Origin of the sequence: Variovorax sp. (assembly GCF_965279555.1) — a bacterium.
Classification (GTDB): Bacteria; Pseudomonadota; Gammaproteobacteria; order Burkholderiales; family Burkholderiaceae_C; genus Variovorax.
The window spans coordinates 4619426-4642765 of sequence record NZ_OZ257247.1 but is presented as its reverse complement, the minus strand read 5'-3'; the positions used below and the strand labels follow the sequence as shown (position 1 = coordinate 4642765).

Below are 23340 nucleotides of genomic sequence, written 5' to 3'. Positions count from 1 at the left end.
CGATGCAACTCGCCAGCGCCTCGCTCGGGGCTCATCTGCAGAAGGGCCTGAAGCCGCTCTACACGATCCACGGCGACGAGCCGCTGCTCGCGCAGGAAGCGGCCGACGCCATCCGCGCCGCCGCGCGCGCGCAGGGCTACACCGAGCGCAGTTCGTACACCGTGGCCGGCGCGCACTTCGACTGGAGCGCGGTGCTCGCGGCCGGCGGCTCGCTTTCGCTGTTCGCCGACAAGCAGATCGTGGAGATCCGCATTCCGTCGGGCAAGCCGGGCAAGGACGGCAGCGCGGCGCTGCAGCAGCTGGCCGAGTCGGCACCCGGCAACGACAGCACGCTCACGCTGGTGATGCTGCCGCGGCTGGACAAGGCCACGCGCACCGGCGCCTGGTTCTCGGCGCTGGAGAACAACGGCGCGAGCATCCAGGTCGACCCGATCGAGCGCAGCGCGCTGCCGCAATGGATCGCGCAGCGCCTGGGCCAGCAGGGCCAGCGCGTGATGCCCGGCGACGAAGGCCAGCGCACGCTGCAGTTCTTTGCCGACCGGGTCGAGGGCAACCTGCTCGCGGCGCACCAGGAAATCCAGAAGCTCGCGCTGCTGCATCCCGCAGGCGAGCTCAGCTGGGAGCAGGTCGAAGGCGCAGTCAACAACGTGGCGCGCTACGACGTGTTCAAGTTGTCCGAAGCCGTGCTGGCCGGCAACCCGCAGCGCGTGGCGCGCATGCTCGACGGCCTGCAGGCCGAGGGCGAGGCCGAGGTGCTGGTGCATTACACGATCGCCGAGGACATCCGTGCCCTCAAGCGCGTGAAGGACGCCATGGCCTCGGGCCGTCCGCTGCCCATGGCGCTGCGCGAGAACCGCATCTGGGGCACGCGCGAGCGTGCCTTCGAGCGCGTGCTGCCCCGGCTGGACGACCGCATGCTGACCCGCCTGCTGCGCGCCGCGCACGTGGTCGACGGCATCGTGAAGGGCCTGAAGCAGCCCGACTGGCCCGCCAGCGGCTGGCAGGCGCTGCAACGGCTGGCGCTGATGCTGTGCCGCGCCTGCAGCAGCGCGGCTGCCGCCCCCAGACGCGCTTGATCCGCGCTTGATCCGCGCCTGATCCGCGATGGCTCCAGCCATCAAAAGGCCCGCCGCAGCCCGGCCACGGATCGGCATGGGAAAATAGAGGCATGAACGCGTTCAATGTCAGCGAGCACATGCAGACCCTGGGTCTGCAAGCCAAAGCCGCTGCATTCCTCATGGCCCGTGCGGATGCAGCTACCAAAAACATAGCACTGAAGGCGCTGGCCCGGCGCCTGCGCGAAGCAGGCCCGGTGCTGGCCACAGCCAACCGGAAAGACCTGGAGCGCGCCACGGCCGCCGGCCTCTCGGCGCCGATGGTCGACCGCCTCAAGCTCACGCCCAAGGTCATCGAGACCGTCGCCCAGGGCTGCGAGCAGCTCGCCGGCATGTCCGACGTGATCGGCGAAATCATCGGCATGAAGCAGCAGCCCAGCGGCATCCGCGTGGGCCAGATGCGCGTGCCGATCGGCGTCTTCGGCATGATCTACGAGAGCCGGCCCAACGTGACCATCGAAGCCGCGAGCCTGGCCATCAAGAGCGGCAATGCCGCCATCCTGCGCGGAGGCTCGGAAGCCATCGAATCGAACAAGGCGCTGGCGCTGCTGGTGTCCGAGGCCCTGGCCGAAGCCGGCCTGCCGGTCGAGGCGGTGCAGCTGGTGCAGACCACCGACCGCGAAGCCGTCGGCCAGCTGATCGCCATGCCGGAGTTCGTGGACGTGATCATTCCGCGCGGCGGCAAGGGCCTGATCGAGCGCATCAGCCGCGACGCCAAGGTGCCGGTCATCAAGCACCTGGACGGCAACTGCCATGTGTACGTGGACGACACGGCCGAGTTCGACATGGCGCTGCGCATCGTCGACAACGCCAAGACCCAGAAGTACAGCCCCTGCAACGCCGCCGAAGGCCTGCTGGTGTCGGCCACGGTCGCCGAAGACTTCCTGCCCGAGATCGCCGCCATCTTCGCGGCCAAGGGCGTGGAAATGCGTTGCGACCCGGAAGCCGCCCGCATCCTGCGCGCCGATGGCGCCATCGATCCGCAGGCCAAGGTGGTCGATGCAGTGGAGTCCGACTGGTCCGAGGAATACCTCGCCGCCGTGATCAGCATCAAGGTGGTGGCCGGCGTGGACGAGGCCATCGCCCACATCAACCGCTATTCGAGCCATCACACCGACGCCATCGTCACGCGCGACCATGTGCATGCGCAGCGCTTCCTGCGCGAGGTCGATTCGGCAAGCGTCATGGTCAATGCGAGCACCCGCTTCGCGGACGGGTTCGAGTTCGGGCTGGGTGCCGAAATCGGCATCAGCACCGACAAGTTCCACGCCCGCGGACCGGTCGGCATCGAAGGACTGACCTCGCTCAAGTACGTCGTGCTTGGGCAGGGCGAAGTCCGGAGTTGAGAAGCTGTGGAGAGCGGATCGGCTGAACCAAGACCGCTTTCTCCAGTCTTGTCATTGGGGCGGCCATCCCCAAATCCTACAATTCCGCTCTACCTTTAAGCACAAAACCAACAAGGCCGCCGCATGGTTCCGCATCTCGTCACCGCCCTGACCGGCCCGATCAACGAACTGGAGCAGCGGGTACTCGACTCGATGCCCGCCATCGAGCGCTGGTTCAGGCTCGAGTGGATGGAACACACGCCGCCGTTCTACAGCGCCGTGGACATCCGCAACGCCGGCTTCAAGCTCGCGCCGGTCGATACCAACCTGTTCCCCGGCGGCTGGAACAACCTCACCAAGGAAATGCTGCCGCTGGCCGTGCAGGCGGCGCAGGCAGCCATCGAGAAGATCTGTCCGGAGGCGCGCAACCTGCTCGTCATTCCGGAAAATCACTCCAAGAACACCTTTTATCTCGCCAACGTCGCGCAACTGGTGCGCATCTTCCATATGGCGGGACTCAACGTGCGCGTCGGGTCGATCGACCCGGCCATCAAGTCGCCCAAGAAGATCGAACTGCCCGGCGGCGACGTCGTCACGCTGGAGCCGGTGGTGCGCACCAAGCGCCGGCTGGGGCTGAAGAACTTCGATCCCTGCACAATTCTGCTCAACAACGAGCTTTCCGCGGGAACGCCCGGCATCCTCGAGGATCTGCACGAGCAATACCTGTTGCCGCCGCTGCATGCGGGCTGGTCGGTGCGTCGCAAGAGCAACCACCTGCACAGCTATGAAGAGCTGTCCAAGCGCTTCGGCAAGCTGCTGGGCATCGACCCCTGGCTCATCAACCCGATCTATGCGCGCGCCGAAGGCGTCGACGTGGCCGAGGGCCGCGGCATCGACGTGCTGACCAGCCATGTGGACGCGGTGCTGACCAAGGTGCGCCGCAAGTACAAGGAATACGGCATCAACGAGAAGCCGTTCGTGGTCGTCAAGGGTGGCCACAGCGACAGCGGCAGCCCGGGCGTGGTGACGGTGCGCGACGTGAAAGACGTCGAGGCGCTGATCGGCAAGCCGCGCGGCGCGTCGGCCGTCAAGGCCGCCAACAGCCGGGAAGCGCGCGAGTTGCGCGAGCTGCGCGAACCCACCGAGCTGATCGTCCAGGAAGGCGTGCTCACCAATGAGCGCGTGCACAACGGCGTGGCCGAACCGGTTGTCTACATGATGGACCGCTACGTGGTCGGCGGCTTCTACCGCGTGCATGCCGAGCAGGCGCCCGACGAGAACCTCAAGCTGCCGGGCGCGAGCTTCGTGCCGCTGGCCTTCTCCGAAAGCGCGCACCTGCCGCAGCCGGGCGCCAAGCCCGGCGCCAGCGCGCCGAACCGCTTCTATATGTACGGCGTGGTCGGCCGGCTCGCAATGGTGGCCGCCAGCTACGAGATGGAAGCCACCAACCCGGACGCCGAAATCTACGAATGATTGTGGGGGCCGGCTTGCGGCGGCGGCGGGCGGCGGCAAAATAGCGGCCCCACATCAACGGAACCCAAAGGGCGGAGGGGATGCATGGCGCGGAATCCGCCGCCATCGCTCCCCCGCGTGTCTGACACGTCGATTGATACAGCCAGCCCTTTTCCCATCGACTTCGTGTCAGCCCCCAAAACCATCTCCGCCGGCCTGATCGTCGGCGCCATCGGCGTCGTCTACGGCGACATCGGCACCAGCGTCCTGTATGCCGTCAAGGAAGTCTTCGGCCACGGCCATGTGCCGTTCACGGTCGAGAACGTCTACGGCATCCTGTCGATGTTCTTCTGGACGCTCACCGTCATCGTCTCCATCAAGTACGTGGTGCTGGTGCTGCGCGCCGACAACGAAGGCGAGGGCGGGCTGGTCGCGATGCTCGCGCTGGCTTCGCGTGCGGTGGCGGACAAGCCCAGGCTGCGCCACCTGCTGCTGGTGGTCGGCATCTTCGGCACATCGCTGTTCTATGGCGACGGGGTCATCACGCCGGCCATCTCGGTGCTGTCGGCGGTCGAGGGCCTGGAAGTGGTGTCGCCGCATTTCACGCATTACGTCATTCCGCTGACGCTGGTCGTGCTGTTCTGCCTGTTCGTGGTGCAGAAGCGCGGCACGGCGGGCATCGGCAAGTTCTTCGGGCCGGTCACGCTGGTGTGGTTCCTGTCGATCGCGGTGCTCGGCGTGTCGCAGATCGTGCACCACCCTGAAATCCTCAAGGCGCTGAACCCGTTCTACGCGCTCAAGTTCATCTGGGACAACCCCGGCACCAGCTTCATCCTGCTGGGCGCCACCGTGCTGTGCGTGACCGGTGCCGAGGCGCTGTACGCCGACCTGGGCCACTTCGGCAAGAGCCCGATCCGCATCGCGTGGTTCTCGGTCGTGATGCCGGCGCTAACGCTCAACTACTTCGGCCAGGGCGCGCTGCTGCTGGAGAACCCCGAGGCGGTGAAGAACCCGTTCTTCATGATGGCGCCCGAATGGGCGCTCATTCCGCTGGTACTGCTGGCCACGCTGGCCACGGTGATCGCGTCGCAGGCGCTCATCACGGGCGCGTTCAGCGTCACGCGCCAAGTCATCCAGCTGGGCTACCTGCCGCGCCTGAACATCGAGCACACCAGTGTGCGCACGGCCGGGCAGATCTACATTCCGCTGGTCAACTGGGGCCTGTTCGTGGCCATCGTGCTGGCGGTGGTCATGTTCCGCTCGTCGAGCAGCCTGGCCGCGGCCTATGGCATCGCGGTGACCACCGACATGCTCATCACCACGGTGCTGACCTTCTTCGTGATCCGCTATGCATGGAAGCTGCCGCTGCTGCTGTGCATCGGCTCGACGGCGGTGTTCTTCTTCGTCGACTTCATGTTCTTCGCCTCGAACCTGCTCAAGCTGTTCGAGGGCGGCTGGTTCCCGCTGATGATCGGCGGCTTCGTGTTCACGCTGATGATCACCTGGAAGGAAGGCCGCCGCCTGATGGGCGAGGCGCAGCATGCCGACGCCATCGACCTGAAGTCGTTCCTCGACTCGGTGTTCGTGAGCCCGCCGGTGCGCGTGGACGGCACGGCGGTGTTCCTCACGGCCGAGCCGGGCGTGGTGCCCAATGCGCTGCTGCACAACCTCAAGCACAACAAAGTGCTGCACGAGCAGAACATGTTCGTCACGGTGCGCAATCACGAGGTGCCCTGGATCCCCATGGACAAGCGCATAGAGATCGAGCCGCTGGGCCATCACTGCTGGCAGATCATCGTGCACTACGGCTTCAAGAACGACATCGACCTGCCGCGCGCGCTCGAGCACGCACGCATGCGCGGCTGCCAGCTGGAGGCCATGACGACCAGCTACTTCCTGTCGCGCGACGTGGTGATTCCCACGCTCGGCAGCGGCATGGCGCCGTGGCGCGAGAAGCTGTTCGCGCAGATGCACCACAACGCGAGCGGGGCGGCGGCGTTCCTGGGGCTGCCGAACAACGCGGTGGTGGAGCTGGGGTCGAAGATCGAGATCTGAGGGCGGGGCAGGGCGCCTCAGCCGAACTCCCCCGGCCGTTCCTTCGCAATCTGTTCCACGTGCGAGGCGATCGCGCCCGGCGTGGTGAACCAGATGTCGCCCCGGTCGCGCGCATGCGCCAGATGCGCGAGCGCGGTGCGCAGGTGCCGCAGCCTGTAGGGCTGGCCCACGATGTACGGATGCAGCGCCACGCCCATCACCAGCGGCTGCGTGCGCGACTGGCCGAGCATTTCCTCGAAGTTGTCGATCACCATCGCGCTGAAGTCCTTCGCGTCCATCAGGCGGCCGACGATCATCGGGATGTCGTTGAGCTCCTGGGGATACGGCACCGACCACAGCGAGCCGCCGCCGCGCGTGCGCATGCGCAGCGGCTGATCGTCGTGGCACCAGTTGAGCGTGTAGCCGTAGCCGGTCTCGGCCAGCAGGTCGGGCGTGACGGCGCTTTCCGAAATCCATGGCGAGAGCCACCCGGCGGGCGCCTGCCCGCTCTCGCGCAGCATGCGCTCGCGGCAGCGCTGCAGCAGCGCGCGCTCGTGCACCTCGTCGAGCACGCCCTGGCGTTCGGCGTTGCTGTGGCCGTGGCCGATCAATTCGTCGCCGCGGTCCACCAGCGCCTGGACCAGTTCGGGGCAATGGTCGTACAGCGCGGTGTTGACGAGCGCGCCCGTGGGCAGCGCGAGCGCGTCGAACAGATCGAGGCAGCGCCACGCGCCGACGCGGTTGCCGTACTCGCGCCAGCCGTGGTTGAGCACGTCGGGTTGCGGCGAGGCCGGGCCGATGCATGCACCCAGCCCGTCGCCGAAGGCGAAGTGCTCGACGTTGAAGCCGATGTACACCGCCAGCCGCGCGCCGTTCGGCCACACGTAGTCGGGCCGCCGCGTGATGGGGCGGTAGTCGAAGCGGTCGTGCGTGGGGAGCCGGTCGGGCCAGCGCGTCGTCATGCCGGCGGCCTCGTCACAGCACGGCGAGGCCGGCGCGCACCAGCAGCCATTCGGCGCTGTCGTTCCACACGTCCATCTGCACGATCAGGCCGTGGCGCACCACGTAGCGGTCGACGTACCGATTGCCTTCGAAGGCCGTGCCGTCGGGCCATGCGCCGTAGAGCGTGCCGAGGCTGTAGACCACCGTTTCCTCGGGCGTGCCGCCGGACACCGTCTCGGTGCGCTCGATCTTCTTCTTGACCCAGGCATAGCGCTTCGCATTGAAGGCCGAGGTGTCACCGGGTGCCTGCATCGGCCGGTTGCCGGTGAAGCGGATGCGGATGTCGGGCGCGGTGAAGCGCGAGGCCGACTGCGGGTCGGGAATCATCACCAGGCGAAGGAACTCGTCCACCACGGCGGCGGGGTCGAGCGCGGGATTGCTCTGCTGCGAAACGGATGCTTCCACGGGTTTCTCCAATCTTGCTGGGCCATGGCGGTGCACGGCGGGATATCGCGACAGGGTTCGTGCAATTCCCGTGCCTGATGGTTGACATTGTGGCGTCAAGATTGTTGACAATCTGGTGCTGCCGCCCTCCCGGCACAATCGCCCGATGCGATGCCTCGAGCCCAGCCGGACGCATGAGGAAAAGGCCCCGGCCGGCAAGGACATCGCCGCTTCCGGCAACATCGCGCCCCGATAGCCCGGCGGCAGCCGCCGTTCATGGCACCGCAAGAAAGAACGCCTGATGAAAAACATCCTCTTCGTCGCCGACCCGCTCGATCATTTCAAGATCTACAAGGACACCACCTTCTCGATGATGCGCGAGGCCCAGCGCCGCGGCCACCGCATCGCGGCCTGCCTGCCGCAGGACATCCAGTGGAAGTCGGGCGGCTTCGTCACCGCCACGGTGCAGCAGATCACGCTGACGGGCGACGCGAAGGACTGGTACCGCGTCGACATCACCGAGTCGAAGGCGCTGAAGGACTTCGACGCGGTGCTGATGCGCAAGGACCCGCCCTTCGACGCCGAGTACATCTACGCGACGCACCTGCTGGAGCAGGCCGAGCGCGAGGGCGGGCGCGTGGTCAACACGCCGCGCGCGCTGCGCGACCACCCCGAGAAGCTCGCGATCATGGAGTTTCCGCAGTTCGTCACGCCCACGCTGGTCACGCGCAGCGCCCAGGCCGTGCGCGACTTCCATGCTGAGCACGGAGACATCATCCTGAAGCCGCTCGACGGCATGGGCGGCATGGGCATCTTCCGCGTGAAGCAGGACGCGCTGAACCTCGGTTCGATCGTCGAGACGCTGAACAAGGACGGTGCCGAGACCATCATGGTGCAGCGCTTCGTGCCCGAGATCGTGCAGGGCGACAAGCGCATCCTGATCATCGCGGGCGAACCGGCGCCCTTCGTGCTGGCGCGCATTCCGCAAGGCACCGAGGTGCGCGGCAACCTCGCGGCCGGCGGCAAGGGCGTGGCGCAGCCGCTGACGGCGCGCAACCGCGAGATCGCGGAAACCATCGGCCGTGCGCTCGCGCCGCGCGGGCTGCTGCTGATCGGGCTCGACGTGATCGGCGATTCGGTCACCGAGATCAACGTGACCAGCCCGACCTGCTTCCAGGAAATCACCGAGCAGACCGGCTTCGACGTGCCGGCGATGTTCATCGATGCGCTGGAAGCGACCCTGCAGCCGCAGGGCCGCTGACTTCGGCCGTCAGAAGTCGATGGTGCCGCTCAGCGAGAAGGTGCGCGGGGCGCCCAGCACCAGGTAGTTGCTGCCCTGCGTGCCGCCCACCGAGGCCCAGTACGACTTGTTGAACAGGTTGTCGATGCGCGCACGCAGCGTGAGCGCACGGCCGTTGCCCAGGTCGACCAGGTAGCGCGCGCCGATGTCGAAGCGCGTCCACGACGGCACCGACTGGGTGTTGGCGGCGTTGGCGTATTGCTTCGAGGTGTAGAGCACCCGGGCGTTCAGCGACAGGTTGCGCAGGCCCGGCACGTCCCATTCGGCGCCCAGGTTGGCTTGCTGCTTGGCCACGCCGATGGCCGTGAGACCGTCGGTGGCGCCGCCTTGCGTGTTCTTCTGCTTGGCGTCGAGCAGCGTCAGGCCGCCGAGCAGGCGCAGGCCCTTGGCCGGTTGGCCGAACACCGAGAACTCCAGGCCCTGGTTGCGCTGCTTGCCGTACAGGCCGTAGGTCTGGCCGGAGTAGTAGTAAGTCGGCTGGTCGGTGGTGAAGAACGCGGCGCTGGCGCCGAGCGTGCCGCCGTCGTACTTGACGCCGATTTCCTTCTGCTTGGCCTGGTACGGCGCGAAGATCTCGCCGGCATTGGTGACCGGGCGGTTGTTCACCGTGGTGCCCGCCACGTTGCCCTTGACCAGGCCTTCGATGTAGTTGGCGTAGGCCGAAACCGTCGGCGTGATCTTGAACACGACGCCGGCCACCGGGGTGGTCTTGCTCTTGTCGTAGTAGCTGGTCTGCGTGAGCGTGTTGTAGGCGTAGCTGGTCTGCTTGATGGTCTGGCGGCGCGCGCCGAGCGTGACGAGCAGGCGGTCGTCCATGAACGCCATGGTGTCGGCGACGGCCACGCTCGAGGTGTCGATGCGGTCGGTCAGCCGCGGGTTGTCGAGCGTGTTGCCAACGAAAGCACCGTTGGCTACCGGGTAGGGCGACGCATACGGCGTGTAGATGTTGTTGCGCACGCTCTGCGCCGAGATGGCGTAGGCGTTGTCGCGGTCGTTGCTGTACTTGGCGGCCGAGGCCACCAGCGTGTGCTTCACAGGGCCGGTGGTGAAGTTGCCGCGCACGCCGATTTCGCCGGTGCCGATGCGGTCTTCGCGGGTGTTGCTGAAGCGCGTGTTGCTGGTGTTGCCGAAGGCGTCGGTGAGCGTCGGGTTCGACAGCACGTTGTCTTCGCTGCTGCGGCGCACGCCGCCGGCGGCCCAGGCCGTGATGTTGTCGGTGATGTCGACTTCGCCGCGGAAGGTGGCGAACTTGTCCTTTTCCTTCGAATAGGTCCAGGGCTGGGCGAAGTTGGTGCGGGCGTCGGGCGCGCGCGGGATCGGCAGCGTCGACGAAGGCGTCAGGCTCGGGCGGCCGTCTTTCAGGTCGTAGTCCTGGTAGCCGAAGTCGGCCGACAGGCGCACGTTGCGGTTGTGCCAGTCGAGGCCGACGCCGAAGGCGCTGAGTTGCTGGCTTTCCTTGTTCACGCCGGTGCCGCCTTCGCGGCGCACCGCGTTCACGCGCACGCCCAGGCTGTCGTCGGGACCGAAGCGGCGCGCCAGGTCGAGGTTGACGAAGCCCTGGCCGCCGCTTTGCACGCCGAAGCCGACACGGGTGAGCGCTTCGTTGGGCGCGCGCTTGGGCAGCAGGTTGATCGCGCCGCCGATGCCGCTGCCGCCGGGAGCCGCGCCGTTCAGGAAGGTGTTGGCGCCGCGGAACACTTCCACGCGCTCGAAGAATTCAGAGGCGATGTACTGGCGCGGCAGCATGCCGTAGAGGCCGTTGTACGACACGTCGTCCGAGTACACCGGGAAGCCGCGCACCACGTACAGCTCCTGGAAGTTGCCGAATCCGCGTGCCTGGCGCACCGACGGGTCGTTCAGCAGCACGTCGGCCACGCTTTTGGCCTGCTGGTCCTGGATCAGCTCGTTGGTGTAGTTGGTGCTGGAGAAGGGCGTGCTCATCATGTCCTGGGTGCCCAGGATGCCGACGCGCCCGCCGCGTGCCACCTGGCCGCCGGCGTAGGGCTTGGCCAGGCCTTCGGCCGATGCGTCGGCGCTGGCTTCCACGTTCACCGTGGCCAGCGTGCCGCTCGACACCGCTGCGGCGGCCGGTTCGGCCGTGTTGTTCTGGGCCAGTGCCGCCACGGCATGGAGCGCGAGCAGCGTTGCGGCCACGACAGGCCGAAGATGGAAATGAGATGCGGGCATGGACGGTTCGAAAGATGCAAATGAGAACGGTTATTGTTCTCGCACTTGCGCCCGCCCGCCGATACTTTATTGCACTGTTGCGAAAATGTGTCAGTAAAAAGATTGCAACGTCGCTCAGTACCCCGAAAGCCGCCCATCCACGAACACATGAAGCTCGCCGGGCGCGAACTGCGTCCAGGTTTCGTTGGTCGTGAGCGGTGCCGTCACTACCACCGCCACGCGGTCGCTGGGCGTGGTGTGCTGCGCGAAGTCGATCGCCAGGTCTTCGTCGGAGAGCTGCGCGGTGACGAAGGGATGCCGGCGCTCCACGTACCAGAGGTTGGTCGACGCGTGGGCCCACAGCGCCTGTCCGTTGGACAGCATGAAGTTGAAGGTGCCGTGGCTCGCCAGTTGCGGCGCCAGTTCGCGCAAAGTGAGCGTCAGTTCCTCGATGCTCGGCACGCCCGCGTGCGACTTGGCCAGCTCCTGCATGATCCAGCAGAAGGCATGCTCGCTGTCGGTATTGCCCACCGGGTGGAAGTTGCCGTGCAGGCGCGGGCGGAATTCCTTCAGGTCGCCGTTATGGGCGAACACCCAGTAGCGCCCCCACAGCTCGCGCACGAACGGGTGGCAGTTCTGCAGGTTGACCTCGCCCTGCGTCGCCTTGCGGATGTGCGCGATGACGTTGCGGCTCTGGATGGGATAGCGCCGGATCAGCTCTGCCACCGGCGATTCGCACGCCGGCTGGTGGTCCACGAAGTGGCGCAGCCCGCGGTCCTCGAAGAACGCGATGCCCCAGCCGTCGGCATGGTGATCGGTGCGGCCACCGCGCTGCGCGAACCCCGTGAAGCTGAAGGTCACGTCGGTCGGCGTGTTGCAGTTCATCCCTAGCAATTGACACATGCCCGCAATTAGACCGCGATTCGCGCGGCCGGGCGGCTGCTAGCGCAGGAACTTGCCTTCCTTCGTCACCCGCACCATCTCGATGAAGCGAGAGCCGGTGTTGCTGGCGCCGGTGAAATCGATCTCCATGTTGTTCACCCGCAGCTTCATGGCCTTGAGCGTGGCATGCAGCCTGGCGCGCGTCAGGTCGCGCCCGGTGCGGCGCAGCGCCTCGATCATCACCAGCGCGTTCACATAGCCTTCGTAGCTCAGGTAGCCCACGTCGACCTTGGCGCGTTCGGCCAGCTGCCGATACTCCCTTGCGCCGGCGTCCACTTCGCTCCACGGGTAGGGAACGATCTGCGAGATGGCCAGCCCGCTTGTCTTGTCGCCCACCAGCCGCGCCGTGACGTCGCCCGGCACGATCGACATTCCGTAGAACATCTGGCGCCCGCCCGCGGCCCAGGCGGCCTTCATCACCTCGCCGCCGATGCCGCCGCCCAGGTACATGATCACCGCCTGCGCCTTGCTGTCCGCCAGCGCCTTGCCCGAGGCCTCGTTGGCCGAGCCGTCGCCCTTCACCGGCACGGCGGCCACTGGCTTGAGCTGCAGCGTGGCGAGCGCGGCCTCGACCAGCTTTGCCACTTCGGCGCCGCCCGGGTTGTCGAGGTAGGCCACCGCGATCCGCGAGACGCCGATGGTCGTCAGGTGCTGCACCAGCGCCTGCGCCTCGCGCGCGAAGGTGGCGCGCACGAAGTAGCCGGAGCCCGCCACCTTCTCGCGCGCCGAGTCGGACACCGCGTAGCCGCCGACCATTGGCGCGCCGCTCTGGTTCAGCACCTTGGCCGCCGCCGCGGTGGTGCCCGATCCCACGCAGCCGAAGAAGGCGAAGGCGCGGTGCTCGCCAAGCAGCTTCTCGTAGTTGGCCACCGCCTTTTCGGGCACCAGTTCGTCGTCGAGCGATACCAGCCGGATCTTGCGGCCCGACAGGCCGCCCTGCGCATTCACCGCATCGAAAGCCAGCCCCGCGCCGGCCGCCACGACCTTGATCGGCGCCCCGAGCGGCCCGCTCAGGATGCCGGTGAGGCCGAGCACGATTTCGGTGTCCGCCGCGCCGCTCTCCGCAGCATGGGCAAAAGACGAAAGGCCGAGCGCGGGCACGGCGACAGCCGCCGCCGAAGCGGCAATGAAATTTCTGCGATGCATGGGAATGGGGCTCGCTGGCGAGCTTGATACAACTGATAACAATTGAATGCGAAAGCCCCGTCTTCCGCCGCCGGGGTTTACCCCGTCTTGCGCGCCGTTTCCGCCGGCCCCTGCCGCAGCTGCCAGGCCGCGCAGACCGCCAGCGCGCACAGCCCCGCCAGCATCGCGAACACCTCGTCGAAGGCCGCCAGCCGCGCCGGGCTGCTCATCGGGTTGGCGAGCGAATCGCCGTGCGCCGCCAGCCGCCACTCGAGCACGATGGCGCACAGGCTCACGCCGGCCGCGCCGCCCAGCATGCGCACGAAGTTGATGGCGCTGGCGCCCTGCGGAATCAGCGGCTTGGCCAGCGGCCGCATCGAGCCCAGGTTGAGCGAGGGCAGGATGAACCCCAGCCCGATGCGCCCGATGATTGCGAACGCCACCAGCAGCCACAGCGCGCTGTCCAGCCGCAGCACCATCATCAGCGCGAACGACGCGGCCAGCAGCGCCAGCCCGATGGTCACCAGCACCCAGGTCGGATGCCTGTCGGCCAGCCGGCCCACGCCGGCGATGGTCAGCGCCAGCACGATGCCCGCCGGCAGCAGGATGGTGCCCACGTGCGAGGCCGACAGGTGCAGCCCCACCTGCATGTACACCGGCAGCAGGTAGGTCGAGCCGAACAGCGCCGTGCCGTAGATGAACGCCACCACGCTGCCCATCGCGAACTGCCGGTACTGGAACAGCGCCAGGTTCATCAGCGGCGTGCCGCCCGAGGCCGCGAGCCGCCGCTGCCACCACACGAAGGCGCCGAACGCCGCCAGCGCGCCGGCCAGCAGCAGCCCGGCCTGCAAGGGCGAATCGCCGCGCAGCGCCACCAGCCCGTTCAGCAGGCACAGCGTGCCGATGGTGCCCAGTGCCAGCCCGCGTCCGTCGAGCCCGCCGCCGCGCACCGCCGCCACGCCGCCGGGCGCGGTGGTCGGCACGAACTTGTAGGCCAGCCAGAGCGACGCCAGGCAGAAGGGCACCACCATGAAGAAGATCGAGCGCCAGCCGAACAAGTCGACCAGCACACCGCCGATGCTCGGCCCGATGGCCGGCGCCAGCACCACGCCCATGCCGAAGATGCCGCTCGCGCGCCCCTGCTCGTGCGGCTCGAAGGCGCGCAGGATGATGATGGCCGGAATCGGCTGCACCACCCCCGCCGCCAGCCCTTCGGCCACGCGCGCGAACAGCACCAGGGAGAAGTCGTTGGCCACCCCGCCCACGATGCCGCCCAGCAGAAGCAGCACCATCGTGCCCACATAGGTGCGCCGGTAGCCGTAGCGCGACAGCAGCCACGGCGTGGTGAGCATCGAAACCGTCATCGCCACCATGAAGCCCGAGCTCACCCACTGCGCGCGCTCCTGCCCGAGCGAGAAGTGATGGCTCATGCCGGGAATGGCCACGTTGACGATGGTCGAGGACATGATCGACGCCATCGTCCCCACCATGACCGACAGCAGCAGGTACCAGCGGTAGTGCTCGCCATAGCGCTGGCGCATCGTGCCGATGGAGGGCGGGGCCGGCGTGCTCGCGGCTTCGGATGTCTGTGGGGAGGTCATGGGGCGGCGGAATGTCTCGGGGTCCGTCGTCCTACAAGCATATCGGTGTTTGCGCGATGAGGCCCATGCCCGCGGGTCGCACAATGGCCCGGCTGTCCCCTCCGCGTCTTCCAGAAGACGTCTTCCAGAAGATCAAGACAACCACATGGATTCCCTGCCCGAAGCCCAAGATCCGCAAGCCGGCGCCCCGGCCGCCGCCGAGCCCGAAGGCGCGCCCACGCTCGCCACCGAACTCGCCGCGCCCACCGTCAGCCGGGCCTACCGTTGCCAGTGCGGCCGTCCCGTGTTCCTGCGCAACAGCGAATGCCTGGCCTGCCACACGCCGCTGGGCTACGTGATCGACCGCCTCGGCGTCGTGCCGCTTGCACCGGCGCAAGGCGACGGCGCGCAGCCCGACACCTTCACAGTGTTCGGCGACCCGCACGGCCCTACCTACCGCCGCTGCGCCAACCTCATGACGCCCGCCGCCTGCAGCTGGATGGTGCCGGCCGCGCGCGAGGGCGAGCCGCCGCCCGCCGATCCGCACGGCCTGGCGCCCGGCTACTGCCTGGCATGCAGCGTCACCCGCACCATTCCCGACCTGTCGGTGGAGAGCAACGGCGAGCTCTGGCGCAAGCTCGAGACCGCCAAGCGCCGGCTCATCTCGCAGCTGCTCGCGCTCGGCCTGCCGGTGGTGAGCCGCCACGCCGATCCGGTGCACGGCATGACCTTCGACTTCCTGAGCAACGTGCCGGGCGGCCCGCACGTCATGACCGGCCACGACAACGGCGTGATCACCCTCAACGCCGAGGAGGCCGAGGACGCCGTGCGCGAGCGCATCCGCGCCGAGATGCGCGAGCCCTACCGCACCCTGCTCGGCCATTTCCGCCACGAGATCGGGCACTACTACTGGGACCTGCTGGTGCAGCCCACGCCGTGGATCGACGACTTCCGCGCGCTCTTCGGCGACGAACGCGCCGACTACGCGGCCGCGCTGCAGACCCACTACGAGCAGGGCCCGCCGCCCGACTGGACCGACCGCTACGTCAGCAGCTACGCCAGCACGCATCCCTGGGAAGACTGGGCCGAGACCTGGGCGCACTACCTGCACATGGCCGACACGGCGGACACCGCGATGAGCTTCGGCGTCGATGCGGCCAACGTCGAACTCACGAGCGACCTCTTCACCCTCGACGACTTGTGGCAGCCGGACCACCCCGATGCCGGCCAGTTCCTCGACTTCATCAACGGCTGGGTGCTGCTCACCAACGTGCTCAACGAGCTGTCGCGCAGCATGGGCCAGCCCGACTACTACCCCTTCGTGCTTCCGCGCACGGCCGTGGGCAAGCTGCAGTTCATCCACCAGGTGATCACGCAGCAGCGGCAGGGCGATACGCCGTCGATGGTGATGTCGGGCGAGGTGGCCGCGCCGGAGGCTGTGCAGCCCCAGGCGCAATCACAGACGCAGACCCAGGACGCCGGTCAGTCCTGACGCCGTGGCGCGGCTCCCGTCGCGCAGCGCATGCAGATGCACGCCAGCCCGCGCATCTCTTCCGGCAGGTTGGTCAGCGGCGCATTGCTGAAGTCGACCTGCATGCACCAGCAGGGCGGCTGCGCCCGGCCGGTCTCGCGTTCGATCTCCATCGCGCAGCGGTTCGGCTCGCCGCACAGCGGGCAGCGCGTGGCGTCGATGACCGCCGTGCCGGTTGCCATCATGCGATCTCGAAGGCCGGCAGCTTCTTCGGCACGGCCAGGTTGCGCAGCGTGGTGTACACCGGCAGGCCGCCGCTGTAGGCGGGGTAGTCCTCGCCCTCGATCAGCGGCAGCAAGTAGCGGCGGCACTTCTCGGTAATGCCGTAGCCGTCGTCCGAAATGAAATCGCGCGGCATCGGCTTCTCGACATTCGCCACCGCCTCCAGCGGTGCGCTGCCGATGCGGTACGCGTACGGCTCGTCGGAGATGCGCTCGATGGTCGGCATGACGGCGTTGCGGCCTTCCAGCGCAAGCTCCACCGCGCGCCGGCCCAGCTCGTAGGCCTGCTTCACGTCGGTCGCCGAGGCGATGTGGCGCGCCGCGCGCTGAAGGTAGTCGGCCACGGCCCAGTGGAATTTGTGGCCCAGCGCGTCCTTGACCATCTGCGCCACCACCGGTGCCGCGCCGCCGAGCTGCGCATGGCCGAAGGCATCGCGCGTGCCCTGCTCCGCGAGGAAGGTGCCGTCGGGATGGTGGCAGCCCTCGGACACCACCACCGAGCAGTAGCCGTGCTGCTTCACCAGTTCTTCGACACGCGCCAGGAAGCGCACCTTGTCGAATTCGATTTCCGGAAAAAGCACCACCACCGGAATCCCCTGGTCCGCGGCGAGCCCGCCGGCCGCGGCGATCCAGCCCGCGTGCCGCCCCATCACCTCGAGCACGAACACCTTGGTCGATGTCGCCGCCATCGAGCGCACGTCGAACGAGGCTTCGATGGTCGACACCGCCACGTACTTCGCGACCGAGCCGAAGCCAGGGCAGCAGTCGGTCAGCGGCAGATCGTTGTCGATGGTCTTGGGCACGTGGATGGCCTGCAGCGCATAGCCCATCGACTGCGACAGCTGGCTCACCTTGAAGCAGGTGTCGGCCGAATCGCCGCCGCCGTTGTAGAAGAAATAGCCGATGCCGTGCGCCTTGAACACCTCGATCAGCCGCTCGTATTCGCGCCGGTTCTTCTCGAGCGACTTGAGCTTGTAGCGGCACGAGCCGAAGGCGCCGGAAGGCGTGGTGCGCAGCGCGGCGATGGCCTCGGCCGGCTCCGCGCCGGTGTCGATCAGCTCCTCGGCCAGCGCGCCGATGATGCCGTTGCGCCCCGCGTAGAGCTTGCCGATGCGGTCCGGGTGCCGGCGCGCCGTCTCGATCACGCCGCAGGCCGACGCGTTGATGACCGAGGTGACGCCGCCTGACTGGGCGTAGAAGGCATTGGGGATGGGCATGCGCGGCATTGTCACGCAGCCCCCGGGCCGGCGCCAGCGGGCGCCGGTGTCGGAATGTCAGCGGCTCTCGAAGACCGGCGGCCGCTTCTGCAGGAAGGCACTCACGCCTTCGCGGAAGCTGGGGCGGTCGATCAGCTCGCGCTGGCGTTCGCTCTCGTAGTGCAACTGTTCCTTCAGCGAGTGGCGCTCCGAGGCGTCGAAGGCTTCGCGCGCCTCGACCACCGCATGCGCCGGCAGCCGGGCGAGGCGCTGCGCGACGCCCGCGGCTTCTTTCATCAGCTGCCCGTCGTCCACGCAGGACCAGATCAGGCCCCACTGCACCGCACGCTCCGCGTCCACGCGCTCGTCGAGCAGCGCCATGCCCATGGCGCGCGCCCGGCCGGCGCGGCGCGGAATGGCCCAGGTGCAGCCGAGGTCGGGCACGATGCCGAGCTTGGGCAGGAAGGGCAGGTAGAAGTAGGCGCTGCGCGCCGCGATGGTCACGTCTGCCGCCAGCGCCAGGCCCACGCCCGCGCCGGCCGCCGGGCCGTTCACCGCGGCCACCACCGGCACCGGCAGGGTGCGCAAGGTTTCGATCAGCGGATTGCTGAGTTCCTGCATCCACTCGGCGGTCTGCGTGCCGAGCGACTTGCCGGCTTCGCCTGGCGCCATCGCGCTCAGGTCGGCGCCCACGCAGAAGGCCTTGCCGGCACCGGTGAGGATCACTGCGCGCACCGTGCGGTCGTCGCGTATGCGCTCCAGCGCGTCGCGCAGCTCGACCTGCAGCTCGCGCGCGATCGGGTTCAGCTTGGCCGGCAGGTTCAGCGTGAGCGTGGCGATGCCGTCGTTCAGTTCGTGGAGGATGAAAGCCTGGTCGCTCATTGCCGTCAAAGCCTTTCCACGATGGTCACGTTGGCCATGCCGCCGCCTTCGCACATGGTCTGCAGGCCGTAGCGCTTGCCGCGCTTTGCCAGCGCGTGGATCAGCGTGGTCATGAGCTTGGTGCCCGAGGCGCCCAGCGGATGGCCCAGCGCAATGGCGCCGCCGTTCACGTTGAGCCGCGCCGGGTCGGCGTCGAGCGCCTGCAGCCATGCGATGGGCACGGGCGCGAAGGCTTCGTTCACCTCGTACAGGTCGATGTCGCCGATCTTCATGCCGGCCTTCTTCAGCGCGCGCTGCGTCGCGGGCAGCGGGGCCTCCAGCATGATGACCGGGTCGTGCCCCATCACGCTCATGTGGTGGATGCGCGCCAGCGGCTTCACGCCCAGCGCCTTCAGGCCGCGTTCGTTCACCACCAGCACGCCGCTCGCGCCGTCGCAGATCTGGCTCGCGGTGGCGGCGGTGCAGCGCCCGCCCTCGGCGATCAGCTTCACGCCCGCGATGCCTTCGAGCGTCGCGTCGAAGCGGATGCCTTCGTCCACCGTGTGCGTCTCGCCGCTGCGGGTGCCGTCGGCCAGCAGCACGTCGACCGGCACGATCTCGTCGTCGAACGCGCCCACGCGGGTCGCGGCGATCGCGCGGTGATGGCTCTCCAGCGCGTAGCGGTCGAGCGCGCTTTTCTCGATGCCGTAGTTCCTGGCGATCATTTCCGCGCCGGTGAACTGGCTGAACTCCACGCCGGGGTAGCGCGCCTTCATCGCGGGGCTCATGTAGGTGCCCAGCCCTGCCTTCGCGGGCAGGGCGTTGGGCGTGAACATCGGCACGCGCGTCATGCTCTCGACGCCGCCCGCGATCACCGCGTCCATGCTGCCCGACATCACGGCCTGCGCCGCGAAGTGCAGCGCCTGCTGCGACGAGCCGCATTGCCGGTCGACCGATGTGCCCGGCACCGATTCGGGCAGCTTCGAGGCCAGCACCGCGTTGCGCGCGATGTTGGTGGCCTGCTCGCCGACCTGGCTCACGCAGCCGAGGATCACGTCCTCCACCGCCGCCGGGTCGATGCCGCTGCGCGCCACCAGCGCGTTTATCACCTGCGCCGCCAGGTCCGCCGGGTGCCAGCCCGCGAGCCTGCCGCCGCGCCGGCCGCCGGCCGTGCGCGCTGCGGCAACGATGTATGCCTCTGCCATATCGATGTCTTTCGTTCAGGAAGCCATCGATGGTTCGACGCCCATGGTGCCCGGTCAAGCCGGGGACAACCCGTGGGGCAGGAGTCGCCAAGGCGACCGCGCACCGGTGCGCTTCGCGAGGGGAATCGCGGCCGGCTGCGCATCCGACACGGTGATGCACGAGGACTCCAGCGCCGACACCAGCACGCGCCGGTGCTCGGCGCTCTCGAAGCGCTCGCCGGGCGCGAGCACGATGTCGCGCGTGTCGCGGTCCACCGTGACCCAGACCGAGCCGCTGCGGCATTCGATGCCCACGCCGGCGCCATCGGGCACGGCGAAGATGGAACGGGTCGGCAGGCTGACGTGGAAGCGCGAGGCGGCGCCGGATTTCTTTGAAGAAGTGCTCATGGCAAGCTCCATTGCATTCGAGATACGAATGAATATAGTGAGCCGGCCACTTACTTACACGCGGTCATTCGGAACTCGTTGCATGCATCCAGAGAATGCGAAAGCCTCGGCCGGCGAGCTGCCGCCACTCGAGTTGCTGCGCACCTTCGAGGCCGCGGCGCGGCGCCTGAGCTTCACGCTCGCGGCGGGCGAACTGCACCTGACGCAATCGGCGGTGAGCCGACAGATCCAGCAGCTGGAGGCCAGCCTGGGCGTGCTGCTGTTCGAGCGCCGCCACCGTGCGCTGTCGCTCACCGAGGCCGGCGGCGTCATGCAGCGCGCCGTCACCGACAGCCTGGAGCGCCTGCGCGACGCCACCGCGCGCGTGCGTGCCAACTCGGCGCCGCGCCAGGTGGCGATCACCACAACGCCGGGTTTCGCGTCGCTCTGGCTCATTCCGAAACTGGCGCGCTTCACCGGCACCCATCCGCAGGTCGACGTGCGCGTGTCGGCCACGCTCGATTTGCTCGACCTGGAAAGCAGCCGCATCGACATCGCCGTGCGCTTCGCGCCGATCAGCCGTGGCGTGGGGCCGGCGCTGTTCGAGGAGTCGGTGGTGCCGCTGTGCGCGCCGAAGCTCGCCGAGGCGCTGCATGCGCCGTCGGACCTGTCGGGCCTCACGCTGCTCACGGTCGACTACGCCGATCCCGGCGAGACGGCGACGACCGACTGGGAACCCTGGCTGCGCGTGATGGGTCTGGCCGACCTGCGCATGAAGAGCACGCTGCGCTTCACCCACTATGCCGACGCGGTGGCGGCGGCCGTGGCGGGGCAGGGCGTGGTGATCGGAAGGATGCCGCTGCTGCGCGAACTCGTGAGAGACGGCCGCCTGGTGGCACCGCTCGGCGAAGGCGCCATGTCGCGCCGCGCCTACTTCGTCGAGATGTCGCAGCGCGCCGCGGGCAACCGCGACGCGCAGGACTTCGCTCAATGGCTGCGCGACGAAGCGGAAGCCGCGCAGCGGACCTGAAGAAGGATCAACCCGGCAGCAGCACCTTGTTGATCACGTGGATCACGCCGTTCGACTGGTACACGTTGGCGATGGTGACCATCGCGGTGCCGCCCTTGGCATCGGTCACCCACACGTTGCCGCCGTTCATCGTCGCGGTCAGCGTGCCGCCGCTGGCGGTCTTCAGCACGGCCTTGCCGCCGCCCGCGTTGATCGCGCTCATCAGCGCCGGGCCGTCCATGCGGCCAGGCACCACGTGGTACGTCAGCACCTTGGTCAGCGTGGGCTTGTTCTCGGGCTTGAGCAGCGTGTCGACGGTGCCGGCCGGCAGTGCGGCGAAGGCCTCGTTGGTGGGCGCGAACACGGTGAACGGTCCGGGGCTCTTCAGCGTGTCGACCAGGCCTGCGGCCTTGACTGCGGCGACCAGCGTCGTGTGGTCCTTCGAGTTGACGGCGTTGTCGACGATGTCCTTCGTCGGGTACATCGCGGCGCCGCCGACCATCGGGTTCGACGACATGCCGCTGCTGCCACTGCCGCTCATGCCCATGCCGCCCGCGCAAGCGCCGAGCAGGACCGAAACGCCGACTGCAATCATGAGTTTTTTCATTGAAGGCTCCTGGAAAGAATGGTTCTTGAAGGTGTCTGTGGAAACCGCCAACAGCTCGGAGGCGCGATGCGCTTGGATCGAATACGGGGCCTCTTCGCGTTTGGATTCGCAGCCGGTTGCAGATTTGTGCCGCGTCGGCTTTGCGCCACAGCCGCGCATGCGGGCCTTGCGGTTCGTGCAGGCGCTCGCCAGAATCCGCCCCTCGTTTTTCGGCAACAGTTTCTTTCTCACCGCGCCCGGTGACGACCAACCTCCCGGGCGACCACACCATTCAATGAAGCTTTTCCTGAACACCTGATCCGCACACCGACCGCCCCGGCCGGACGTGCATCCATGCACCCGCCGAGGCCCATCGACAAAGGCCCCGCGCAGCCATTCGCCGGGGCTTTCCTGTTTTTCGGAGTGTGCGCACATGAGTGCTCAACGAAAGGCCCGTGACGACGACAAGCGTCTGGGCCGGTTCTACTTTTCGGTGCCGGCGTCGGCACCTCGCAACCCCGTGGCGGCCGCGATGGCGCGCGGCGAATCCAACCAGAAGGCCGGGCGCCACCTGCGCACGCATCGCGCGGAACGGCGCGCGCAGAAGGTGGCCCTGCGGAAGGCCGACTATCGCTTCACGGAGGACTGACCGCCATGCGAGCGCGGCAGCACCAGGAACGCAAGCGTTCCCAAAGCCAGCATGCCGGCCACCGTGAGGAATACCGCGCGGAACGGCTCCGCGCCGTGCGCCACCGCCCACGACGCGGCCACGCCGGTGGTCCACTGCATCAGCGACACGCCGAGGAACATCGCCATGTTCAGCAGCGCCATCGCACGGCCGGTCATCTCCGCCGGATAGGCGTTCTTGGTGTACGCGTACTGCAGCACGCTGTAGCCCGAGAGCAGGCCGTAGATGATCGGCAGGCCGATGTCGACGACCGCCGAATGCGTCAGCGCCATGGCACCGAACATCAGCGCGCCGGCGACGGCGCAGCCCATCATCCAGCGGCCGCGCCGCGCGCCGCCCGGGTCCATGCGGCCGAACAGCGCGGGGCTGACCATGCCGGCCACGGTCATCACCAGCGCCACGTTGCCGCTTGCCACCAGCGACAGGCCGTGCCGGTCGTGCAGCACCGGGCCGAGCCACAGGCCGCGCAGCGTGATGAACGCCGCGTACGACACGCAGGCGAAGCACAGCAGCCCCAGCGTGTGCGGCATGGCGAAGAGAGGCAGCAGCTCGCGCACCGCGTTGCGCAGCGACTGGCGTTCCGCCGGCGCCTGCTGCCCGCCGCCATGTACTACCGCCGCGCGCGCGGGCTCGCGCACGCGCCAGAAGATGACCAGCCACGAGAGCACCGCGAACCCGGCCAGCGCCGCGTAGCCGGCACGCCAGGATGCGGCTTCGATCAGCAATGCCAGCGGTGTGCCGGTGAACAGGATGCCCATGCCGGCCATGCTCATCACCAGCCCCGACATGGCGGTGAAGCGCGCCGCATCGAAGTGCCGCGCGATGAACACCGTGCACGCCAGGAACGCGGGCGCGCAGCCCACGCCGATCAGCGCCTGCCCCAGCAGCAGCGCATGGAAGCTCGGCGCCATCGCGCACAGCACCGCGCCTGCAACGGCCAGCGGAAAGGCGCTGAGCACCGTGCGGCGCACGCCGAACATGTCGATCGACACGCCCATGCCGAGCTGCATCACGCCGAACGTGAAATGGAAGGTGCCGGCCCACATGCCGAGCTGCTGCGGCGTCAGCCCGAAGTTCTGGGAGAGCGGCGTGGCCATCATCGCGCCCACGGTGCGGAAGGCCTGGCTCAGGGCGAAGGCCGTGGCAAGGGCGACCAGCATCGCCGTCGTGGAGGTTGACCAGTGGGAAAGGCGGGTGAGGCGGGAGAGGCGTGAGCGCTCCGCGGGCTTGGGTGCCGCGTTCGGATTCATGA

22 protein-coding genes are annotated in these 23340 nt (G+C 68.0%); 9 read left to right on the top strand and 13 right to left on the bottom strand.

The window, feature by feature from the left end; all coding sequences use genetic code 11:
* Positions 1 to 2: 2 nt before the first annotated feature.
* The 4 genes from holA to ACQY8B_RS21715 all read left to right on the top strand — a co-directional run bounded on the left by holA (position 3) and on the right by ACQY8B_RS21715 (position 5947).
* The gene (gene holA, locus ACQY8B_RS21730) at positions 3 to 1076 is read left to right on the top strand and encodes a DNA polymerase III subunit delta (RefSeq protein ID WP_422088604.1); all 1074 of its coding nucleotides are present in this window, start codon (positions 3 to 5) and stop codon (positions 1074 to 1076) included.
* A gap of 92 nt (positions 1077 to 1168) precedes the next feature.
* Positions 1169 to 2461, top strand: coding sequence for a glutamate-5-semialdehyde dehydrogenase (locus ACQY8B_RS21725; RefSeq protein WP_422088603.1), 1293 nt, complete (start codon positions 1169 to 1171; stop codon positions 2459 to 2461).
* Positions 2462 to 2584: 123 nt separating this feature from the next.
* Complete coding sequence (gene gshA / locus ACQY8B_RS21720; protein ID WP_422088602.1) at positions 2585 to 3913, top strand: glutamate--cysteine ligase; 1329 nt, start codon at positions 2585 to 2587, stop codon at positions 3911 to 3913.
* Positions 3914 to 4078: 165 nt separating this feature from the next.
* On the top strand, positions 4079 to 5947 hold the full coding sequence (locus ACQY8B_RS21715; RefSeq protein ID WP_422088601.1) for a potassium transporter Kup: 1869 nt from the start codon (positions 4079 to 4081) through the stop codon (positions 5945 to 5947).
* A gap of 17 nt (positions 5948 to 5964) precedes the next feature.
* Here the strand turns inward: ACQY8B_RS21715 and ACQY8B_RS21710 are convergent, their stop codons facing one another.
* Both ACQY8B_RS21710 and ACQY8B_RS21705 read right to left on the bottom strand, forming a co-directional pair.
* Positions 5965 to 6888 (bottom strand): polysaccharide deacetylase family protein, encoded by a 924-nt coding sequence (locus tag ACQY8B_RS21710; protein WP_422088600.1) that lies wholly within the window; start codon positions 6886 to 6888, stop codon positions 5965 to 5967.
* A 13-nt stretch (positions 6889 to 6901) separates the two neighbouring features.
* A complete protein-coding gene (locus ACQY8B_RS21705; RefSeq protein WP_422088599.1) occupies positions 6902 to 7333 on the bottom strand; it encodes a nuclear transport factor 2 family protein in 432 nt (143 codons plus the stop codon).
* A gap of 280 nt (positions 7334 to 7613) precedes the next feature.
* Here ACQY8B_RS21705 and gshB point away from each other — a divergent pair, with 280 nt between their 5' ends.
* Positions 7614 to 8573 (top strand): glutathione synthase, encoded by a 960-nt coding sequence (gene gshB / locus ACQY8B_RS21700; RefSeq protein WP_422088598.1) that lies wholly within the window; start codon positions 7614 to 7616, stop codon positions 8571 to 8573.
* Positions 8574 to 8582: 9 nt separating this feature from the next.
* On the opposite strand, the gene ACQY8B_RS21695 is transcribed toward gshB, so the two are convergent.
* The 4 genes from ACQY8B_RS21695 to ACQY8B_RS21680 form a co-directional block, all read right to left on the bottom strand.
* A complete protein-coding gene (locus tag ACQY8B_RS21695) occupies positions 8583 to 10799 on the bottom strand; it encodes a TonB-dependent receptor (protein WP_422088597.1) in 2217 nt (738 codons plus the stop codon).
* A gap of 114 nt (positions 10800 to 10913) precedes the next feature.
* Positions 10914 to 11681, bottom strand: a complete 768-nt coding sequence (locus tag ACQY8B_RS21690; protein ID WP_422088596.1) for a class II glutamine amidotransferase — start codon at positions 11679 to 11681, stop codon at positions 10914 to 10916.
* 39 nt (positions 11682 to 11720) lie between these two features.
* Complete coding sequence (locus ACQY8B_RS21685) at positions 11721 to 12866, bottom strand: ABC transporter substrate-binding protein (protein ID WP_422088595.1); 1146 nt, start codon at positions 12864 to 12866, stop codon at positions 11721 to 11723.
* 77 nt (positions 12867 to 12943) lie between these two features.
* Positions 12944 to 14446: an MFS transporter gene (locus ACQY8B_RS21680; protein WP_422088594.1), complete on the bottom strand. Its 1503-nt coding sequence runs from the start codon at positions 14444 to 14446 to the stop codon at positions 12944 to 12946.
* A 145-nt stretch (positions 14447 to 14591) separates the two neighbouring features.
* Between ACQY8B_RS21680 and ACQY8B_RS21675 the strand changes: the two genes are divergently transcribed.
* Positions 14592 to 15917 carry a zinc-binding metallopeptidase family protein gene (locus ACQY8B_RS21675; protein ID WP_422088593.1) on the top strand — a complete coding sequence of 442 codons (1326 nt, stop codon included), beginning with the start codon at positions 14592 to 14594 and terminating at the stop codon, positions 15915 to 15917.
* Here ACQY8B_RS21675 and ACQY8B_RS21670 read toward each other — a convergent pair.
* The 5 genes from ACQY8B_RS21670 to ACQY8B_RS21650 are packed head-to-tail and all read right to left on the bottom strand — an operon-like array spanning position 15908 to position 19826.
* Entirely contained in the window at positions 15908 to 16138 is a 231-nt protein-coding gene (locus ACQY8B_RS21670; protein ID WP_422089091.1) for a cysteine-rich CWC family protein, read from the bottom strand. The two genes, ACQY8B_RS21675 and ACQY8B_RS21670, sit on opposite strands and share 10 nt — an antisense overlap.
* Entirely contained in the window at positions 16138 to 17394 is a 1257-nt protein-coding gene (locus tag ACQY8B_RS21665; protein ID WP_422088592.1) for a 6-phosphofructokinase, read from the bottom strand. Before ACQY8B_RS21665 ends, ACQY8B_RS21670 begins: the two co-directional genes overlap by 1 nt.
* A gap of 57 nt (positions 17395 to 17451) precedes the next feature.
* On the bottom strand, positions 17452 to 18255 hold the full coding sequence (locus ACQY8B_RS21660; protein ID WP_422088591.1) for an enoyl-CoA hydratase-related protein: 804 nt from the start codon (positions 18253 to 18255) through the stop codon (positions 17452 to 17454).
* 5 nt (positions 18256 to 18260) lie between these two features.
* Positions 18261 to 19439, bottom strand: coding sequence for an acetyl-CoA C-acetyltransferase (locus ACQY8B_RS21655; RefSeq protein WP_422088590.1), 1179 nt, complete (start codon positions 19437 to 19439; stop codon positions 18261 to 18263).
* Positions 19440 to 19493: 54 nt separating this feature from the next.
* On the bottom strand, positions 19494 to 19826 hold the full coding sequence (locus tag ACQY8B_RS21650; RefSeq protein WP_422088589.1) for a DUF2917 domain-containing protein: 333 nt from the start codon (positions 19824 to 19826) through the stop codon (positions 19494 to 19496).
* Positions 19827 to 19908: 82 nt separating this feature from the next.
* Between ACQY8B_RS21650 and ACQY8B_RS21645 the strand changes: the two genes are divergently transcribed.
* Complete coding sequence (locus ACQY8B_RS21645; protein ID WP_422088588.1) at positions 19909 to 20835, top strand: LysR substrate-binding domain-containing protein; 927 nt, start codon at positions 19909 to 19911, stop codon at positions 20833 to 20835.
* A gap of 7 nt (positions 20836 to 20842) precedes the next feature.
* On the opposite strand, the gene ACQY8B_RS21640 is transcribed toward ACQY8B_RS21645, so the two are convergent.
* Positions 20843 to 21421, bottom strand: coding sequence for a fasciclin domain-containing protein (locus ACQY8B_RS21640; RefSeq protein ID WP_422088587.1), 579 nt, complete (start codon positions 21419 to 21421; stop codon positions 20843 to 20845).
* Here ACQY8B_RS21640 and ACQY8B_RS21635 point away from each other — a divergent pair.
* Both ACQY8B_RS21635 and ACQY8B_RS21630 read left to right on the top strand, forming a co-directional pair.
* Positions 21408 to 21719 (top strand): hypothetical protein, encoded by a 312-nt coding sequence (locus ACQY8B_RS21635; RefSeq protein ID WP_422088586.1) that lies wholly within the window; start codon positions 21408 to 21410, stop codon positions 21717 to 21719. The genes ACQY8B_RS21640 and ACQY8B_RS21635 overlap by 14 nt on opposite strands.
* 114 nt (positions 21720 to 21833) lie before the next feature.
* Positions 21834 to 22049: a hypothetical protein gene (locus ACQY8B_RS21630; protein WP_422088585.1), complete on the top strand. Its 216-nt coding sequence runs from the start codon at positions 21834 to 21836 to the stop codon at positions 22047 to 22049.
* Here ACQY8B_RS21630 and ACQY8B_RS21625 read toward each other — a convergent pair.
* Positions 22028 to 23338, bottom strand: coding sequence for an MFS transporter (locus ACQY8B_RS21625; RefSeq protein WP_422088584.1), 1311 nt, complete (start codon positions 23336 to 23338; stop codon positions 22028 to 22030). The genes ACQY8B_RS21630 and ACQY8B_RS21625 overlap by 22 nt on opposite strands.
* Positions 23339 to 23340: the final 2 nt, after the last annotated feature.

Coding starts and splice junctions, on each gene's coding strand:
- ACQY8B_RS21650 (WP_422088589.1), bottom strand. CDS start 19,826: ATGAGCACTTCTTCAAAGAAATCCGGCGCCGCCTCGCGCTTCCACGTC.
- holA (WP_422088604.1), top strand. CDS start 3: ATGCAACTCGCCAGCGCCTCGCTCGGGGCTCATCTGCAGAAGGGCCTG.
- ACQY8B_RS21725 (WP_422088603.1), top strand. CDS start 1,169: ATGAACGCGTTCAATGTCAGCGAGCACATGCAGACCCTGGGTCTGCAA.
- ACQY8B_RS21635 (WP_422088586.1), top strand. CDS start 21,408: ATGAGTTTTTTCATTGAAGGCTCCTGGAAAGAATGGTTCTTGAAGGTG.
- ACQY8B_RS21625 (WP_422088584.1), bottom strand. CDS start 23,338: ATGAATCCGAACGCGGCACCCAAGCCCGCGGAGCGCTCACGCCTCTCC.
- gshB (WP_422088598.1), top strand. CDS start 7,614: ATGAAAAACATCCTCTTCGTCGCCGACCCGCTCGATCATTTCAAGATC.
- ACQY8B_RS21640 (WP_422088587.1), bottom strand. CDS start 21,421: ATGAAAAAACTCATGATTGCAGTCGGCGTTTCGGTCCTGCTCGGCGCT.
- ACQY8B_RS21710 (WP_422088600.1), bottom strand. CDS start 6,888: ATGACGACGCGCTGGCCCGACCGGCTCCCCACGCACGACCGCTTCGAC.
- ACQY8B_RS21630 (WP_422088585.1), top strand. CDS start 21,834: ATGAGTGCTCAACGAAAGGCCCGTGACGACGACAAGCGTCTGGGCCGG.
- ACQY8B_RS21695 (WP_422088597.1), bottom strand. CDS start 10,799: ATGCCCGCATCTCATTTCCATCTTCGGCCTGTCGTGGCCGCAACGCTG.
- ACQY8B_RS21655 (WP_422088590.1), bottom strand. CDS start 19,439: ATGGCAGAGGCATACATCGTTGCCGCAGCGCGCACGGCCGGCGGCCGG.
- ACQY8B_RS21680 (WP_422088594.1), bottom strand. CDS start 14,446: ATGACCTCCCCACAGACATCCGAAGCCGCGAGCACGCCGGCCCCGCCC.
- ACQY8B_RS21685 (WP_422088595.1), bottom strand. CDS start 12,866: ATGCATCGCAGAAATTTCATTGCCGCTTCGGCGGCGGCTGTCGCCGTG.
- ACQY8B_RS21690 (WP_422088596.1), bottom strand. CDS start 11,681: ATGTGTCAATTGCTAGGGATGAACTGCAACACGCCGACCGACGTGACC.
- gshA (WP_422088602.1), top strand. CDS start 2,585: ATGGTTCCGCATCTCGTCACCGCCCTGACCGGCCCGATCAACGAACTG.
- ACQY8B_RS21675 (WP_422088593.1), top strand. CDS start 14,592: ATGGATTCCCTGCCCGAAGCCCAAGATCCGCAAGCCGGCGCCCCGGCC.
- ACQY8B_RS21670 (WP_422089091.1), bottom strand. CDS start 16,138: ATGGCAACCGGCACGGCGGTCATCGACGCCACGCGCTGCCCGCTGTGC.
- ACQY8B_RS21645 (WP_422088588.1), top strand. CDS start 19,909: ATGCATCCAGAGAATGCGAAAGCCTCGGCCGGCGAGCTGCCGCCACTC.
- ACQY8B_RS21665 (WP_422088592.1), bottom strand. CDS start 17,394: ATGCCCATCCCCAATGCCTTCTACGCCCAGTCAGGCGGCGTCACCTCG.
- ACQY8B_RS21660 (WP_422088591.1), bottom strand. CDS start 18,255: ATGAGCGACCAGGCTTTCATCCTCCACGAACTGAACGACGGCATCGCC.